A 13665-nucleotide genomic window follows, 5' to 3' on the forward strand; every position below is an offset into this window, starting at 1 on the left:
TAAAGCATCGGCGACGCTCAAATCTCGACCCAACCCCGGCGAATCGCATCGACGACCGCTTGTGTCCGGTCGTTCACATCCATTTTACGAAGGACAGAGGACACGTGGTTTTTAACCGTTTTCTCACTGATGAACAGCATGTCACTGATATCTCGGTTCGACCGACCATCTGCGAGAAGGTGCAACACCTCTACCTCGCGACGTGACAACAATTGGTACACCGGGTCATCCGTGCGACTTTCGACGCCACGACCCGCTTGTTCCCCTTTGAATTGTAAGAGACGACGGTACTCTTTCAAGACGTTCGTCGTCACTTTCGGGTGTAGGTAAGCCCCGTCCCGAGCGACGGCACGGACCGCCGAAATCAATTCGGTCGACGCCACTTCTTTTAAAAGAAAACCAGACGCGCCCGCTTCGAGCGCATGCGTGATATATGACTCATCATCATGGATCGAGAGGATGAGGACGCGTGTCTCCGGTGACAGGAGCGACAGTTGCTTCGTCGCCTCGATCCCGTTCATGTCCGGCATGTTGATGTCTAAGATCATGATTTCCGGTTTTTGTTCGCCGGCGATGCGAATCGCCTCGCGACCCGTACGCCCTTCTGCGACGACCGTAAATTCATCTTCCAAATCAAAGATTCGCTTCAATCCTTCGCGGAACAGTTCGTGATCATCCACGATTGCAATGCGTGTCTGTGTCATTTCCATGTATGTCTTCCCCCTTGTTCTCTCACGGAATCGGAATCGACATGCGGACGACCGTCCCCTTGCCGACTTCCGAGTCAATGGTGATACTTCCGTTCACCAACTCAATTCGCTCACGCATCCCGACAATCCCAAACGACTCTTCGCCAATCGTACTCGGTTCGAAACCGATGCCATAGTCGCGGATGTGAAGGTGAATCACATCGCTCGCCTGTTCGACATTGACGATGATCTCTGGCGTCTTGGCATGCTTGATCGCATTTTGCACCGCTTCCTGCACGAGACGGAACACGTTGATTTCTAACTTCTCCGGCAGACGGGCACGTGACCCGCGATAGTTGAGACGCGTCTTGATGGCCGTATACTCCTCCGTTTGGTGGAGATAGCGCTCGAGCGTCGGTAAAAAACCTAAATCGTCAAGCGACATCGGACGCAAATCGTAAATCAAGCGACGTACGTCGACGAGTGCTCCACGAATCAACTTTTTCAATTCATGTAATTCGGCAAACGCTTCATCTTTCCCTCGTTTATCAAACGTCTTTTCAATCAAGTCGGCACGAATCAAAATGTGGGCAAGCGATTGCGCCGGTCCGTCGTGCATCTCGCGAGCGAGGTGACGTCGTTCACGCTCGGCCGCTTCGAATACACCGATGGCCATCTCCTGCTTTTTCATCATGTCCGAATATTCTTGTTGCAGGTCGTCCCGTAAGAAGTTCAAGACGACGCTGACACGACCGATCAGTTTTTCGGCACGTTCGATCGTGTCCTCTAGAATAAGAAGACGTCGTTCTAAATCGTTACGACGCTGCTGGGCCGCCATCTCTTCTTTTTGAACGAGAAACCGTTCTAATTGCATCTGATTCGCCCGTTCATAGGCGTCACGAATTTCTTGCTCACTATGTATATGAAACTTTTTACTGACTTGAACGAGCTTGGCTTTCGCGGCTTTTACGAGTCGGTCGAGTCGATCGGACTCCTCGATGTAGAACTCGATTTTATCCGTCAATTCTTTCAACTCGTTTTGAATCGCAGAATATTCAGTTGATGAACTTTCGGTTATACGGACAATCTCCTCTTTACTTTCCGTCACCGTATCAATCATATTTGTTATGATATGTTCTAAAGCTGTCCGATCGGTAATATGATTCACGATGCCATCCCCTAATAGTTCGGTAGTTAATCCTCATCTATCCTTATATATCGTCCACTTGAAAACAGGTTTACAGTGAACATGAGAGATTTTCTATAAATTGCATTCGCCAATTGAAGCGTATGTGCCTACTTGAATTCTAAAAAAAATATTCAAAAATAGAAAGGAGAATTTTCAGAAATGTCTATTGAGTCAAATTATACTATAAAACAAAGTGGAACATACGAAGTCGTCATACAAAAGTCAAAATTTATCGCCCACTTCAAACGTGTCGAAACCGAGGAAGAGGCGCAGTCGTTTATCCAAGGCATCAAAAAAGAGCATTGGAACGCAAACCATAACTGTTCTGCTTACATCATCGGGGAACGGAACGAGCACCAGAAAGCGAACGATGATGGGGAGCCGAGTGGTACAGCAGGCATGCCGATGCTCGAGGTGTTGCGGAAACGTCATCTAAAAGACACGGTCGTCGTCGTGACACGTTATTTCGGAGGCATCAAATTGGGCGGAGGTGGACTCATCCGGGCATACGGTGGGACTGTCAGTGAAGGACTCGATGCGATCGGGATTGTCGAACGCTTGCAAATGCAGCAATTGACGCTCACCGTTGACTACACATGGATCGGTAAAGTCGAGAACGAATTGCGACAGTCCACCTACTTGCTCGACGACATCTCGTACGCCGACCTCGTCACGTTCTATGTATCAGTGCCTGTCGAAGAAACTGAAGATGCAATCGCTTGGTTGACAGATATGACGAACGGTCAAGGCATGCTACAAACTCACGATATTCGCATCATCGAACGTGATTTCAAACGCTGAAACACTTATAATAAAAGAAACAACTGAAATGAGGAATCCACATGGAAACACCCCCACGCAAGAAAAAGTCACCTTGGAAAATCGTCCTCATCGTGTTGGGTGTCGTATTGCTGATCGGCGGTTCCGCTTTCGGCTATTTTGTCTTCAAAGCGAACGAGACCGCGGAGAACGCGAACAAAGAATTGGATCGTGGCGACAAGTCCGAACGTCGTGACGAAACCATCGACTTGACGAAAGATCACTTCTCCATCTTGTTAGCAGGGGTCGATGGCGGCGCCTCGCTCGAAGAAGGCCGAAGTGATTCGTTGATGGTGGCGACGTTCAACAAGGAATCGCGTCAAGTGACGCTCGTCAGCATCCCGCGCGACTCGTATGTCGATATCATCCTCGATGACGGAGAACCATTCAAAGACAAAATCAATCATGCGTATGCTTACGGCGGCATCGATACGACAATCGCAACCGTCGAAAACTTGCTCGATATCCCCATCGACTACTATGCGACCATCAACTTTGATGGAATCGAAGACCTCGTCGACGCGGTCGGTGGCATCGAAATCGACGTCCTCATCCCTATTTCCGGAAAAGCGACAGGAAACGTCGAGTTAGAGCCAGGCGTTCAAGTGTTGAACGGAAAAGAAGCACTTGCATACGCCCGCATGCGAAAACAAGACCCTGCCGGTGACATCGGTCGGGCCGGTCGACAGCAACAAGTGATCGAGGCCATCATCAACGAGGCGACCACGATCAACTCGTTCACCAAATTGAATCGGATTATGAATGCGGTCGGCGAGAACATTCGAACGAACATGTCCTTGTCAGAAGCCTCACAGCTTCAACCGTATACAAAATCCCTCAAGTCGTTCAATCGTGAAACACTTGAAGGAACCGATTTGACGTTGAACGGTGTCTATTATTATGAGCTTGACCCTGCTGACCTCCGGGACGCGCAAGCCCTTCTCCAAACGGAGCTTGGAATGCCCGTCACGGCGGACGAGCCATCAACCGATGAAACAGATGACTCGATGACCGAGACAACGATTTACTAAAGAAAACGGCCGATATCGCTAGGCGATACCGGCCGTTTGTTTATGTCCTCGGTCGACCAAGTAGTCGCCGAGACGTTCGGATGATGGGTTTATAGTTCGGATGAATGAGTTCCGTCGATTCGACAATCAATTCGATGACGATCAGGACCACGACGAACGTGATGACGGCACCGAGCATTGTCGTCTTCGCAAACAAGATGGATGAGATGCCGAAAAATAGCGTCATCCCATACATGAGCAGGACGGCTTGGCGCGTCGTGAACCCCATGTCAATCAACTGGTGGTGCATATGCGACTTGTCTGGTGACATCGGCGGTCGACCTTGGACAAGCCGGCGCACGATCGCGAAAATCGTATCCGAGATCGGCAAGCCGAGCAAAAGGACCGGGACGACGAGTGAAAACAATGTCACGTTCTTAAATCCGATCAGAGAGAAGACAGCGAGCATATAGCCGAGAAACAGCGCTCCCGTGTCCCCCATGAAAATCTTCGCTGGGTAGAAGTTGTGGACGAGAAAGCCGAGCGTGCTCGCAAGCAACAACAAAGCCATCATCGTCAAATAGACGTTCCCTTGAATGATTGCCAAGACGGCAATCGTTCCGAGGGCGATACTCGAGACACCCGCAGCGAGCCCGTCGAGTCCGTCAATCAAGTTGATCGCGTTCGTGATCCCAATCAGCCAAAGAACGGTGACCGGGATACTCCATGACCCGAGATACAGTTGCTGATCGAACGGGAGATTGACGAGCTCGATGCGCATCCCAGAGTTCAAGACGACGACCGTCGCAATCATCTGCCCCATCAACTTCACACGAGCAGAGAGCTGGAAACGGTCATCAATCAGTCCGGTCAGGAGAATCACGACGGCCCCGATCAAGATGGCGTCATTATAACGACTCGTCGGAAGCAGCAGCGCATAGCCGATGAAGAAGGCGATGAAGATCGCCAGACCACCGATTCGTGGCATCGTCCGTATATGTACTTTTCGTGCGTTCGGATGATCGACTGCACCGATAAAGAATGCGAATCGACGAACGAGCGGTGTAATCAAGATGGCCATTACAAAACTGACCAACATGGCAATCCATAGCATGGGCCGACAGTTCCTCTCTCAAAAAAATAGACTCTGGCGAATTATATCATATTTTGAATCGATGAGTTGTTATCAGTCCGTTTACAACAAAAAGCCGATGGGGCGTTCCCATCGGCTCAAACTTATGAAAGTGTTACGGCTACTTCTTCTGCTGGTTCATATGTATAAAGGCCGCGGCCAATCTTTTTAATCTCTGGGTTGACCCCTTCAATCTTCACCATCAATTGGTAAATATTGCTAATGTGATGGCGGTAACGAAGTTCGAGCTCCATCTGGATATCACGTACGCTCATCGTCTGACGCTCTTTCAAAAGATCCGTCACTTGATGAACATATACTTCGAGTGGATAACGCTGATTCACACGACGTGGACGTAGGCGTTTTGATGCATCAGTCGTTGAGTCTGTTTCCTCTTTGTCCCGACTCAATTCCGCAATCAAATATTCCGCACGTCGTTGCAATTGACGATAAGATTCTTCGATTTCCATCAATTCTCGATAAATGTGTTCATTCACATTCGTAGATTCCATACACAAATCCCCTTCTACATCCAATTAATTTTAGGAATTCCCTATTTTAAATCAGTAATTCCTAATAATCCCTTGATATCTTCTATAAAAGTGTAACGGATTTGTAATGTGCTTGTCATCTCTTTTTGGGCAATATTGTCTATTCGGGACTTTTGGACTATAAAAAGACGGCGACTGTTCGGGGCAGTCGCCGTCTCACGGAAGATGATTGTAGTCCATTACACGCGAGCGCGTTCGAGGATGCGATCGAGCGAAAGTTCGTCGGTAGAAGCGACGATGAGGTCTGCATGACCAAGCATCGATTCTTCCCCGACGGCGACAGCAAACATGTTTGCCGCTTTGATTGCAGTTACGCCGGCAGCCGCGTCTTCAACGCCGATGGCGAGTTCGGGTTTCACGCCAAGGGCAGAAGCGGCTTTCAAAAACACTTCGGGGTGTGGTTTTGACTGGGCGACAGTTGCTGCATCGACAATATGGTCGAAGTAATTACGGACACCTAGTGCGTCAACGACCGCAAATGCGTTCTTTGAAGCAGACGCCATTCCGATTTTAAGTCCCGCCTCTTTGATTTCATCCAGGAATGAAACGATGCCAGGAAGAAGATCGTCAGATGAGATATGTTGAATGAGTTCAACGTAATGCTCGTTTTTCTTTTGAGCGAGTTCTTCTTTCTCTTCCGGCGTAAAGTCGTTCTGTTTTCCGCCGAGCGTAAGGATCCGCTCGAGCGATTCAGTCCGACTCACCCCTTTGAGCGTTTCGTTGAATTCGCGGTCAAATGGAATTCCGAGCTCTTCACCGAGCTGCTTCCAAGCGAGGTAATGGTACTCTGCCGTGTCAGTGATGACACCGTCCAAATCGAAAATCACTGCTTCAATCGTTGACATACATGCTTTCCGCCTTTCCTTCAAATGCTTGTGTCGTCAGACTACATTTAGGGAACTTGACAAGTACCCGTCGCACGTTTGGTCAATGATGCAAACGGTTGCACTTGTTCGACTTCTATTATAAATGAAAACGTTATCTTGATGCAACCGTTTTCGCAAAAATCAAAAAAAGAGAAGAGCTCTCTGCTCTCCCCTCTCATTTACAGTTGGATTCCTACGACTTTCACGTTCACCGAACGTGGTGTCATCGCAAGCATCGTATCCATATCTTGCGTGATTCGCTCTTGAACCGCCGTCACCGTTTTGATGATCGACTGCCCATATGCGATATAAAGTGACAAGTTGATCGTGATGCCTTCTTCTGACTCATCGACTTTCACATGCTTCATGAGCGCACGCTCTGACAATTTCGTGTCTTCTTGCGTGAACGATACGTGTTTCGTTTCTTTGACCGCGACTGCGGCGATCATTTCTACGACATGACGTGAGACGTTCACGTCACCTTCTGTGCTGTGCATTCCATTTTCGTATGGCATAGGGTCACTTCCTTAACTCTAGTTTCGTTTCCTCTTTATAAAGTGTAGCGGAAATGAAGCGTTTAGAAAAGACTTTACCCTTTCACACCTTTCGTATTTTGTACGCGCCTCACGTCAATCTCGACGAGCGGACGTAAGAGACGAACCATCGGCGGACTGATAATCACGAGTACCATCACGAATGCGACACCGAACAAGACGAGCAATTGCATCCACGACGTCGGCATGAATCCAGCCGGCACGAACGCCTTCCAAGCGACGACGAAGAAGACGTGAACGAGATAGACATACAAACTATATCGTCCAGCCCTCGAGAAGATTGGTAGTCTTCGTCCCGGAATGATGAGCGCGAAACTGATCGACATGAGAAGCGACACCGTATAGACGATCAAGAAAGCGAACGGTCCGCTCCACATCGCCTCCGGCACCGCCGTATCATAAGCGAAGCGGAACTTGAACAAGTTTCCGATGTGATAGAACGCGTCGGCCTGTTGGACGCGCATGGAGATCAATAGGCCAATCGTCAACGTGACAAAGACAATCGCTCCCCCAATCCGGTAACGGTTACGTTGTTCAGCCCGTTTCGGCAATTCAAAGAAATTGAGTGTGTTCCGTTCGGACATCCAGTTCCCGATCAAGAAGAACGGATAGAACATGATCACTTTTCGTAACGCGAAATAGCCGGTCGCCTCCGCCTGGAACCCGAACAGGAGCGCAAATAGAAGCGCGTATAGCACATACCCTTTCAGCTGCGTCACATATGGAGTGATGATGTACCAGAAAATGATCGCCATCAAATACCAGAGTGCCCAATACGGTTTCAACAGATTCAGCCCCGGATTCTCCAGCGAGAAAATCGGGATGCCTTCTGTGAAGGCGAACCACGACCCGAGAATGACTTGCCAGATGACGTAGACGACGAACAACTGGATCACACGTAAATAACGGTTCTCCCGATAGAAGTAACCGCTTAGCATAATGAATAACGGCATATGGAAGGTGTACAGGAACAAATACACCCACTTCGGAAGAATGTCGTCATAAGCGCCGCGGACGTCCGTCAACAGGTGACCGAACACGACGAGTAAGACGAGTACTCCCTTAATATTGTCATACCAATAATTTCTCATAACATTCCCTCTAGTTCTTTATGATGATTGCGATGAAGCTGACCTTCATGTTTTCACGTTCAATTCGCACACGGACTGCATGGAAGATCAGATGGAAAAATCCCTCACCTATCATAATCGATTCCCTCGCCAAGTGAAATTACGTTTCAACAAAATTTTCATGTCTTCACTGTCATCATTCCCATAATTCACGTATTGCAAGCCGAAACGTCAAAAAATCCTCACGATTCAGCACGTTGTGGGCGTATTCAAATAGACGGGATTGGGTACAGTATAGTATAGTAGTGTTACTAAATATTCAGAATATTCTAATAAAGGAGGTGGAGAGAATGGCTTCGATCATCCGGAATCGACATCATATGGTGCACGACCCGAAACGTTCATTCTCTAACTTCGGATTCTGGTGGTTAATCAGCAGCTTTTCCGTCGGGCTACTGATGGTGGCCTTTGAGTCGGTCCGTAACGGGTTCTCTGCCATTCATCCTGTGTTGTCTAGTATGGCCTTCCTCGGTCTCACGTTCGCGCTCGGTGTGTGCGCCAAATTGGTCCGTGACGTCTGGTGGCTCAACTATCTGCTCGAGCGCACCCAAAACCGGTACTTATACATCGGTGGCGACACGCTTCAGAGCTGGCAGTATACGCTCGACTCGATCTGGTTGCTCACGCGAACCTCACAAAAAAAGCTCGGCCGATTGTATATCCAAATCGACCGAACCGTGCATGCTGAGGAAGCGAAACGCTTATTCGCCGCCTATTTGATTGACCGAGGTGTCCTCGTCGTCTATTCTCGTCCGAACAAACCGAAAAAAATGGCTTGAACGAATTAGTCGAGGTGAGCGGCGATCCATGTCCGTGCCGCCTCGACTTCTTCCATGCGCACTTCATGCCCACCCGTATGATAGAAGAGCTCGACGTCCGCTCCGGCATTCCGGAGTGTCGATGTCAGCTCTTCTGTTTCTGCTTTCGGGCAAATCGGATCGCGCTCACCTGCTGAGATGAATACGTTCGTACCTGACAAGTCAGGCAATGTGAGCGAACGGTCCGGGACCATCGGATGGAACAAGAGTGAAGCGGCGAATGCTGGTTGACGGTATAGTGCCGAACCGATCAAGTTCGCCCCGTTCGAATATCCGATTGGAATCATCTTGTCCCGTTTGATTCCATATTCCGCTGCCGCATCATCTAAAAACTGAAGGAAGCGCTCCGTCTGTTTCTTTAAATCTTCGAGGTCGAGCACGCCTTCCGCGTGACGACGGAAGAAGCGGGTCATCCCATTCTCAAGGACGTCCCCTCGTAGCGTCAGGACGTTCGATTCCGGTGATAACTCTTTTGCGAGCGGGATCAAGTCTTGCTCGCTCCCCCCTGTTCCGTGCAATAAGACGAGCGTCGTCTCTTTCGTTCCTTGAATGAATTGATGAATCATATCCGTTCTCCTTTCGGGATTGTAATCGTTGGTAGCGTGCGGACAATCTTGTCACGGTCCGCTTCAAGCCATGGTGGTAGGCGTAACGTCTCACCGAGCGTGTCGATGGATTCGTCCACGGTGAACCCAGGTACGTCTGTCGCGAGTTCGTGTAAGATCCGTCCGGCATCGTGGAAATAAACCGAGCGGAAATAGTTTCGTTCCTTCACTTCGGTCGGTCTAAGCCCAAGGTCAAAGATGGCATCTTGCCACGTCGGATAGTGTTCACCGTCCGCGACTCGCCAAGCGATGTGGTGAACCGTCCCCGTTCCGGGCACACCGTTCGGAAGAATCGTCTTTTTGACGTCGATGATGTTCCCATAGTCAGCCGTCCCTTTCAAACGTACCCATTCCTCGTCTTCTCCGACTCGTTCAAATCCAAACAGTTCCGTCAACAAGCGTACGGTCTCGTCTGGTGCTTTTGATAATAATGTCGCGCCCGCGAATCCGACAATCGCCTCATCCTTCGTGACGCCTGGGATGACCCAGTGCGTCTGTTTCGTCGTCGGTCGAGCGACGAGTTCGACGACGAGTCCGTCCGGGTCTTCAAACAGAAGTGACGGCTCCTCGAACCGTTCCGTGGCGACGGTCGCAATTCCATGCTGTTGTAATCTTTCTTCCCAGAACGGTAAACTTCCTGCCGGCACGAGATATGTCGTCACACCGACTTGACCGCTCCCGACCTGTCCTTTCCCTAACCCAGGGATTGGGAAGAAGGTAATGACGGTTCCCGGTGTGCCGACCTCGTCCCCGAAATAGAGATGATACGTACCCGGGTCATCAAAATTGACGGTCTGCTTCACGAAACGAAGACCGAGTACTTGTCCATAAAAATCAAGTGTACGTTGCGGGTCTTGTACCATCGATGAGATGTGATGGATGCCTGTAGATTGCGTATTCATTGTCATCCTCCTTTATTATCTTGATTTCAAGATAAATCATTTGTTAGAAAAAGTGAAACTTTTTGCTCACGGTGGCGTACGATAAGAAGAGAGACATTCTAAGGAGGTATAAGAACATGGCATTACAGATTGAACGAGTCACCAAAGAATTCGGTGACTTCACCGCTGTCGACGATCTCACGTTCCGCGTGCCACAAGGAGAGATGTTTGGTCTTCTCGGAGCGAACGGTGCCGGCAAGACGACGACGTTCCGAATGATCCTCGACATTTTGAAACCGACCGATGGAAGCATCACGTGGAACGGCAAAGCGGTCGACCATCGGATTGTCGGATACTTACCCGAGGAACGAGGACTGTACCCGAAGTCACAAGTGCGCGAACAACTCGTCTTTTTAGCCAGTTTGAAAGGCATGCGTTCAAGCGATGCCAAACGTGCGGTCAAATCTTGGCTCGAACGGCTAGAGATTCCTCAGTATGAGACGATGCGCGTCGAACAACTGTCAAAAGGGAATCAGCAGAAGATTCAACTCGTTGCCGCCCTGCTCCACAACCCCGAGCTCGTCATCTTAGATGAGCCGTTCAGTGGACTCGACCCGGTCAACGTCGAGATTCTGAAACGCGAGGTGCTCGCTTTGCGTGACGCTGGAACGACCATCGTCTTCTCGAGTCACCGAATGGAACATGTCGAAGAGCTCTGTCAACATGTCGGGATCTTAAAAGGTGGACGTGCCGTCGTAAGTGGTGACGTGCCGTCCATCAAGTCGCGTTACGCCGAGCCGGCCCTCTTCATCGAGACGGACCAGATTCAAGTGCTCGAATCACTCCCGGTCATCGAGACGATCGAACCGTATAAGTCCGGTCATTTAGTACGTCTACATTCATTTGATGATAGCGACGTCGTCCTATCGACACTCGTTCGCCATCAGGCAAACGTGAAGACGTTCATGCGCCAACCGGTATCGCTCAATGACATCTTTATCAAGGAGGTCGGACAGCATGTTTCATAACTTTGGACCGCTCTATGCATTCACCCTCAAATCGAGGATCCGTTCGAAAGCGTTCGTCATCTCGACGGCGTTGACGATTCTATTCATCTTCGGATTCACGAACATCGACCGCATCATGTCCTCGTTCGAGGATTCAGAACAAGCGAGCGCCCTCGTCGTAACGGAAAACACAGCGCTCGTCGATACGATTCAGTCGCTCGGCTATGAAGACGTTGCCACGAGTGACATCACCGAAGAGGAGGCACGCGCCGGAATCAATGACGGCGAATACGGAGTCGTTGCTTTTGTCGACGGTTACGACGCCCGTGTTATCTCGGAACGACCAGAGCAGGAATTCACGACCATCTTGCAAACGTCGCTTCAGCAATTGCGTAATGCGGAATTAATTGAATCAGCCGATGTCGACCCGGCCGTCATCACGGCTCTCAGTGAACCAATCCAGCTCGATGAGTCGTATCTCGGGCGCGGAGGCGAGAACTCGGATGAGCTGCTTTCGTCTTCGGCACTCGTCTATGTCATGTTGATGCTCCTTTACATCTCGATCATTACGTACGGATCGATGATTTCAACGGAAGTGACGACTGAAAAATCGTCGCGTGTCATGGAACTGATCATCTCGACGACGCATCCGGTGACGCACATGCTCGCCAAAGTGACCGCCATCGGGACACTCGCCCTCATCCAGATCGGGATTTTCCTTGGGTTTGGTTATGTCAGCGCGAGCGGCAGTGAGTTAGCGACGACCGTCATCGAAAACGCAGGGAATGCGCGAGCTGTCATCTACTTGCTCGTCTTCTTCCTACTCGGTTACTTGTTGTACGCGTCACTCTTCGCCGTCCTCGGCTCGCTCGTCAGCCGCGTCGAAGAATCCCAACAGATGGTCATGCCGGTCATCATGCTTCTCGTCGCAGCGTTCTTAGTGGCGATGTTCGGCTTGAACAATCCGGACGCGACCATCGTGACGATTCTCTCCTTCGTCCCGTTCTTCGCCCCGATGCTCATGTTCCTCCGGGTCATGCTCGTCGATGTGGCGGTGTGGGAGGTCGCCCTCTCAATCGGCTTACTCATCGGAACGATCGGCGTGACGCTTTGGATCGGCTCGAAATTCTATCGTGGCGGCGTCTTGTTCTATGGAACGAACGCCATTAAACAATGGCGACAAATATTACAAAACCGCCAATAACGTTTACAGCAAATTCGTTTTCGTTTACTCTAAAGAATGTGCAAAATGAGGAGGAAAACGAACTATGCGATCACGATTACTCGCGGCCTTAATCTTTACGTTTATGACGACGCTCACGACGTTCATCTGTTATACCGTCTTCTTAGACGCGGATGCGTTATGGCAAATCCTGCTTGCGTATGCAGGTAGTACGTTTATCGGAACGCTCGCGTTTTGGTATCCGGTCAGCAGACGTCCACAAACGTCTCGCTTCGGTGGCGCATGGATCGGCATCATGATTACTGCAACGACACTCATTGGCTTCACCGTCATCCGCTTCACATTCCGCGGCGACGCAGCAGCTCTGCTCGACTGGCAAACGGTGCTAGCGAGTCTCGCTTACACGTTCGGGTATGTCGGATGGGTGCTCACAATCTTGAATATCGTGCTCGGCTTTTTACTTGCCGGCACTCGTCCGAAAGTACGCTACGAAGCGCGTCCGATGCGCTGATGAATGGAAATGACCAGGAGAGTAATTCTCCTGGTCATTTTTTCGTTCCATATCATTGCAATTTATATGATTTGTCCACGACGCCGTACTCTGCATATTGGAAGGAGTTGTCCGCGAACTGGTCGGGGACGAGTCTTTCCACATAGCGAGCGAACGGGACGATGTGACGATTCGTGTCATGGGACCGTCCGAGGTCAAGGACGGCGTCGACGAGTGCTTCGAGGGCATGGTGCGACGTCGGCTCTTCGTCCTCTTCAAAGATTCGCTGCAATTCCTCTTCGTGCATCAAGTCGAAGATGCGCATCCGCTCCTCGAGTTGTCGTTGCATCTCCTCGACGGACTTTCCGTGCATCGCCTCCTCATAGGCGAGCTTCATCTGTTCGATTTCAGGTACTTTCCCTCGCATCAACACTTTGAGCGATTCCCCCGTCCAAATGTGACGCGCCAAATAATTGGAATCGATGCGCAGAGCTTCTGCGAGCGCCTCTATGTAAGGCATCGTCGGATAGACCTCACTCAGTTCCGTACGTCGAATAAAATATGGGGCGACGCCGATTTGTTCTGCAAGCGTCTCAATCGATAATCCAGCCCGCTCTCGCAAGATTCGAATCCGGTCCCCATATCCCCGATATGGTGCATTTTTACCATCCATCTCATTTCCCCCTTCCCTCTCTTCATTATAATTCCCGAATTCACAAAAAAATACTCGGAAGCGTAGGC

At 50.1% G+C, this 13665-nt stretch carries 16 protein-coding genes; 6 read left to right on the plus strand and 10 right to left on the minus strand.

Features of this window, described 5'->3' with window-relative positions; all coding sequences use genetic code 11:
* Nucleotides 1–17: 17 nt before the first annotated feature.
* Both KNO86_RS05385 and KNO86_RS14805 read right to left on the minus strand, forming a co-directional pair.
* A complete protein-coding gene (locus tag KNO86_RS05385) occupies nt 18–710 on the minus strand; it encodes a response regulator transcription factor (RefSeq protein ID WP_271305325.1) in 693 nt (230 codons plus the stop codon).
* 22 nt (nt 711–732) lie between these two features.
* Complete coding sequence (locus KNO86_RS14805; protein ID WP_214693695.1) at nt 733–1857, minus strand: sensor histidine kinase; 1125 nt, start codon at nt 1855–1857, stop codon at nt 733–735.
* Between the two features lie 180 nt (nt 1858–2037).
* Between KNO86_RS14805 and KNO86_RS05395 the strand changes: the two genes are divergently transcribed.
* Together KNO86_RS05395 and KNO86_RS05400 are read left to right on the plus strand one after the other, a co-directional pair.
* Nucleotides 2038–2679 (plus strand): YigZ family protein, encoded by a 642-nt coding sequence (locus KNO86_RS05395; protein ID WP_214693697.1) that lies wholly within the window; start codon nt 2038–2040, stop codon nt 2677–2679.
* Nucleotides 2680–2720: 41 nt separating this feature from the next.
* On the plus strand, nt 2721–3728 hold the full coding sequence (locus tag KNO86_RS05400; RefSeq protein ID WP_214693705.1) for an LCP family protein: 1008 nt from the start codon (nt 2721–2723) through the stop codon (nt 3726–3728).
* Between the two features lie 40 nt (nt 3729–3768).
* Here the strand turns inward: KNO86_RS05400 and KNO86_RS05405 are convergent, their stop codons facing one another.
* The 5 genes from KNO86_RS05405 to KNO86_RS05425 form a co-directional block, all read right to left on the minus strand.
* Nucleotides 3769–4821 carry a glycosyltransferase family 4 protein gene (locus tag KNO86_RS05405; RefSeq protein ID WP_214693706.1) on the minus strand — a complete coding sequence of 351 codons (1053 nt, stop codon included), beginning with the start codon at nt 4819–4821 and terminating at the stop codon, nt 3769–3771.
* A 122-nt stretch (nt 4822–4943) separates the two neighbouring features.
* On the minus strand, nt 4944–5351 hold the full coding sequence (locus KNO86_RS05410) for a Rok-like winged helix domain-containing protein (protein ID WP_214693715.1): 408 nt from the start codon (nt 5349–5351) through the stop codon (nt 4944–4946).
* A gap of 218 nt (nt 5352–5569) precedes the next feature.
* Complete coding sequence (pgmB, locus tag KNO86_RS05415; RefSeq protein WP_214693720.1) at nt 5570–6235, minus strand: beta-phosphoglucomutase; 666 nt, start codon at nt 6233–6235, stop codon at nt 5570–5572.
* Nucleotides 6236–6435: 200 nt separating this feature from the next.
* Nucleotides 6436–6771, minus strand: a complete 336-nt coding sequence (locus tag KNO86_RS05420; RefSeq protein WP_074033784.1) for an Asp23/Gls24 family envelope stress response protein — start codon at nt 6769–6771, stop codon at nt 6436–6438.
* 74 nt (nt 6772–6845) lie between these two features.
* Nucleotides 6846–7901, minus strand: coding sequence for an acyltransferase family protein (locus KNO86_RS05425; RefSeq protein ID WP_214693722.1), 1056 nt, complete (start codon nt 7899–7901; stop codon nt 6846–6848).
* A 329-nt stretch (nt 7902–8230) separates the two neighbouring features.
* Here KNO86_RS05425 and KNO86_RS05430 point away from each other — a divergent pair, with 329 nt between their 5' ends.
* Complete coding sequence (locus tag KNO86_RS05430; RefSeq protein WP_214693723.1) at nt 8231–8719, plus strand: hypothetical protein; 489 nt, start codon at nt 8231–8233, stop codon at nt 8717–8719.
* Between the two features lie 5 nt (nt 8720–8724).
* Here the strand turns inward: KNO86_RS05430 and KNO86_RS05435 are convergent, their stop codons facing one another.
* Both KNO86_RS05435 and KNO86_RS05440 read right to left on the minus strand, forming a co-directional pair.
* Nucleotides 8725–9324, minus strand: coding sequence for an alpha/beta hydrolase (locus KNO86_RS05435; RefSeq protein WP_214693725.1), 600 nt, complete (start codon nt 9322–9324; stop codon nt 8725–8727).
* Nucleotides 9321–10265 carry a ring-cleaving dioxygenase gene (locus KNO86_RS05440; protein WP_214693727.1) on the minus strand — a complete coding sequence of 315 codons (945 nt, stop codon included), beginning with the start codon at nt 10263–10265 and terminating at the stop codon, nt 9321–9323. Before KNO86_RS05440 ends, KNO86_RS05435 begins: the two co-directional genes overlap by 4 nt.
* Nucleotides 10266–10381: 116 nt before the next feature.
* On the opposite strand from KNO86_RS05440, the gene KNO86_RS05445 reads away from it, so the two are divergent.
* From KNO86_RS05445 to KNO86_RS05455, 3 genes are all read left to right on the plus strand, one after another.
* Nucleotides 10382–11272: an ABC transporter ATP-binding protein gene (locus KNO86_RS05445; protein WP_214693728.1), complete on the plus strand. Its 891-nt coding sequence runs from the start codon at nt 10382–10384 to the stop codon at nt 11270–11272.
* Nucleotides 11262–12455: an ABC transporter permease gene (locus tag KNO86_RS05450; protein WP_214693730.1), complete on the plus strand. Its 1194-nt coding sequence runs from the start codon at nt 11262–11264 to the stop codon at nt 12453–12455. The genes KNO86_RS05445 and KNO86_RS05450 overlap by 11 nt, the downstream gene beginning before the upstream one ends.
* A 64-nt stretch (nt 12456–12519) precedes the next feature.
* On the plus strand, nt 12520–12945 hold the full coding sequence (locus KNO86_RS05455; RefSeq protein ID WP_214693732.1) for a hypothetical protein: 426 nt from the start codon (nt 12520–12522) through the stop codon (nt 12943–12945).
* Nucleotides 12946–12997: 52 nt separating this feature from the next.
* Here the strand turns inward: KNO86_RS05455 and KNO86_RS05460 are convergent, their stop codons facing one another.
* Nucleotides 12998–13597, minus strand: coding sequence for a helix-turn-helix domain-containing protein (locus tag KNO86_RS05460; protein WP_214693734.1), 600 nt, complete (start codon nt 13595–13597; stop codon nt 12998–13000).
* Nucleotides 13598–13665: the final 68 nt, after the last annotated feature.

Source organism: Exiguobacterium sp. s160, from assembly GCF_018617575.1.
In the GTDB taxonomy this organism is placed as follows: domain Bacteria; phylum Bacillota; class Bacilli; order Exiguobacteriales; family Exiguobacteriaceae; genus Exiguobacterium; species Exiguobacterium aestuarii_A.

Excerpts from the sequence above, each read along its gene's own strand:
- KNO86_RS05385 (WP_271305325.1), bottom strand. The coding sequence starts at position 710 with ATGGAAATGACACAGACACGCATTGCAATCGTGGATGATCACGAACTG.
- KNO86_RS05395 (WP_214693697.1), top strand. The coding sequence starts at position 2,038 with ATGTCTATTGAGTCAAATTATACTATAAAACAAAGTGGAACATACGAA.
- KNO86_RS05400 (WP_214693705.1), top strand. The coding sequence starts at position 2,721 with ATGGAAACACCCCCACGCAAGAAAAAGTCACCTTGGAAAATCGTCCTC.
- KNO86_RS05405 (WP_214693706.1), bottom strand. The coding sequence starts at position 4,821 with ATGCTATGGATTGCCATGTTGGTCAGTTTTGTAATGGCCATCTTGATT.
- KNO86_RS05410 (WP_214693715.1), bottom strand. The coding sequence starts at position 5,351 with ATGGAATCTACGAATGTGAATGAACACATTTATCGAGAATTGATGGAA.
- pgmB (WP_214693720.1), bottom strand. The coding sequence starts at position 6,235 with ATGTCAACGATTGAAGCAGTGATTTTCGATTTGGACGGTGTCATCACT.
- KNO86_RS05420 (WP_074033784.1), bottom strand. The coding sequence starts at position 6,771 with ATGCCATACGAAAATGGAATGCACAGCACAGAAGGTGACGTGAACGTC.
- KNO86_RS05425 (WP_214693722.1), bottom strand. The coding sequence starts at position 7,901 with ATGAGAAATTATTGGTATGACAATATTAAGGGAGTACTCGTCTTACTC.
- KNO86_RS05430 (WP_214693723.1), top strand. The coding sequence starts at position 8,231 with ATGGCTTCGATCATCCGGAATCGACATCATATGGTGCACGACCCGAAA.
- KNO86_RS05435 (WP_214693725.1), bottom strand. The coding sequence starts at position 9,324 with ATGATTCATCAATTCATTCAAGGAACGAAAGAGACGACGCTCGTCTTA.
- KNO86_RS05440 (WP_214693727.1), bottom strand. The coding sequence starts at position 10,265 with ATGAATACGCAATCTACAGGCATCCATCACATCTCATCGATGGTACAA.
- KNO86_RS05445 (WP_214693728.1), top strand. The coding sequence starts at position 10,382 with ATGGCATTACAGATTGAACGAGTCACCAAAGAATTCGGTGACTTCACC.
- KNO86_RS05450 (WP_214693730.1), top strand. The coding sequence starts at position 11,262 with ATGTTTCATAACTTTGGACCGCTCTATGCATTCACCCTCAAATCGAGG.
- KNO86_RS05455 (WP_214693732.1), top strand. The coding sequence starts at position 12,520 with ATGCGATCACGATTACTCGCGGCCTTAATCTTTACGTTTATGACGACG.
- KNO86_RS05460 (WP_214693734.1), bottom strand. The coding sequence starts at position 13,597 with ATGGATGGTAAAAATGCACCATATCGGGGATATGGGGACCGGATTCGA.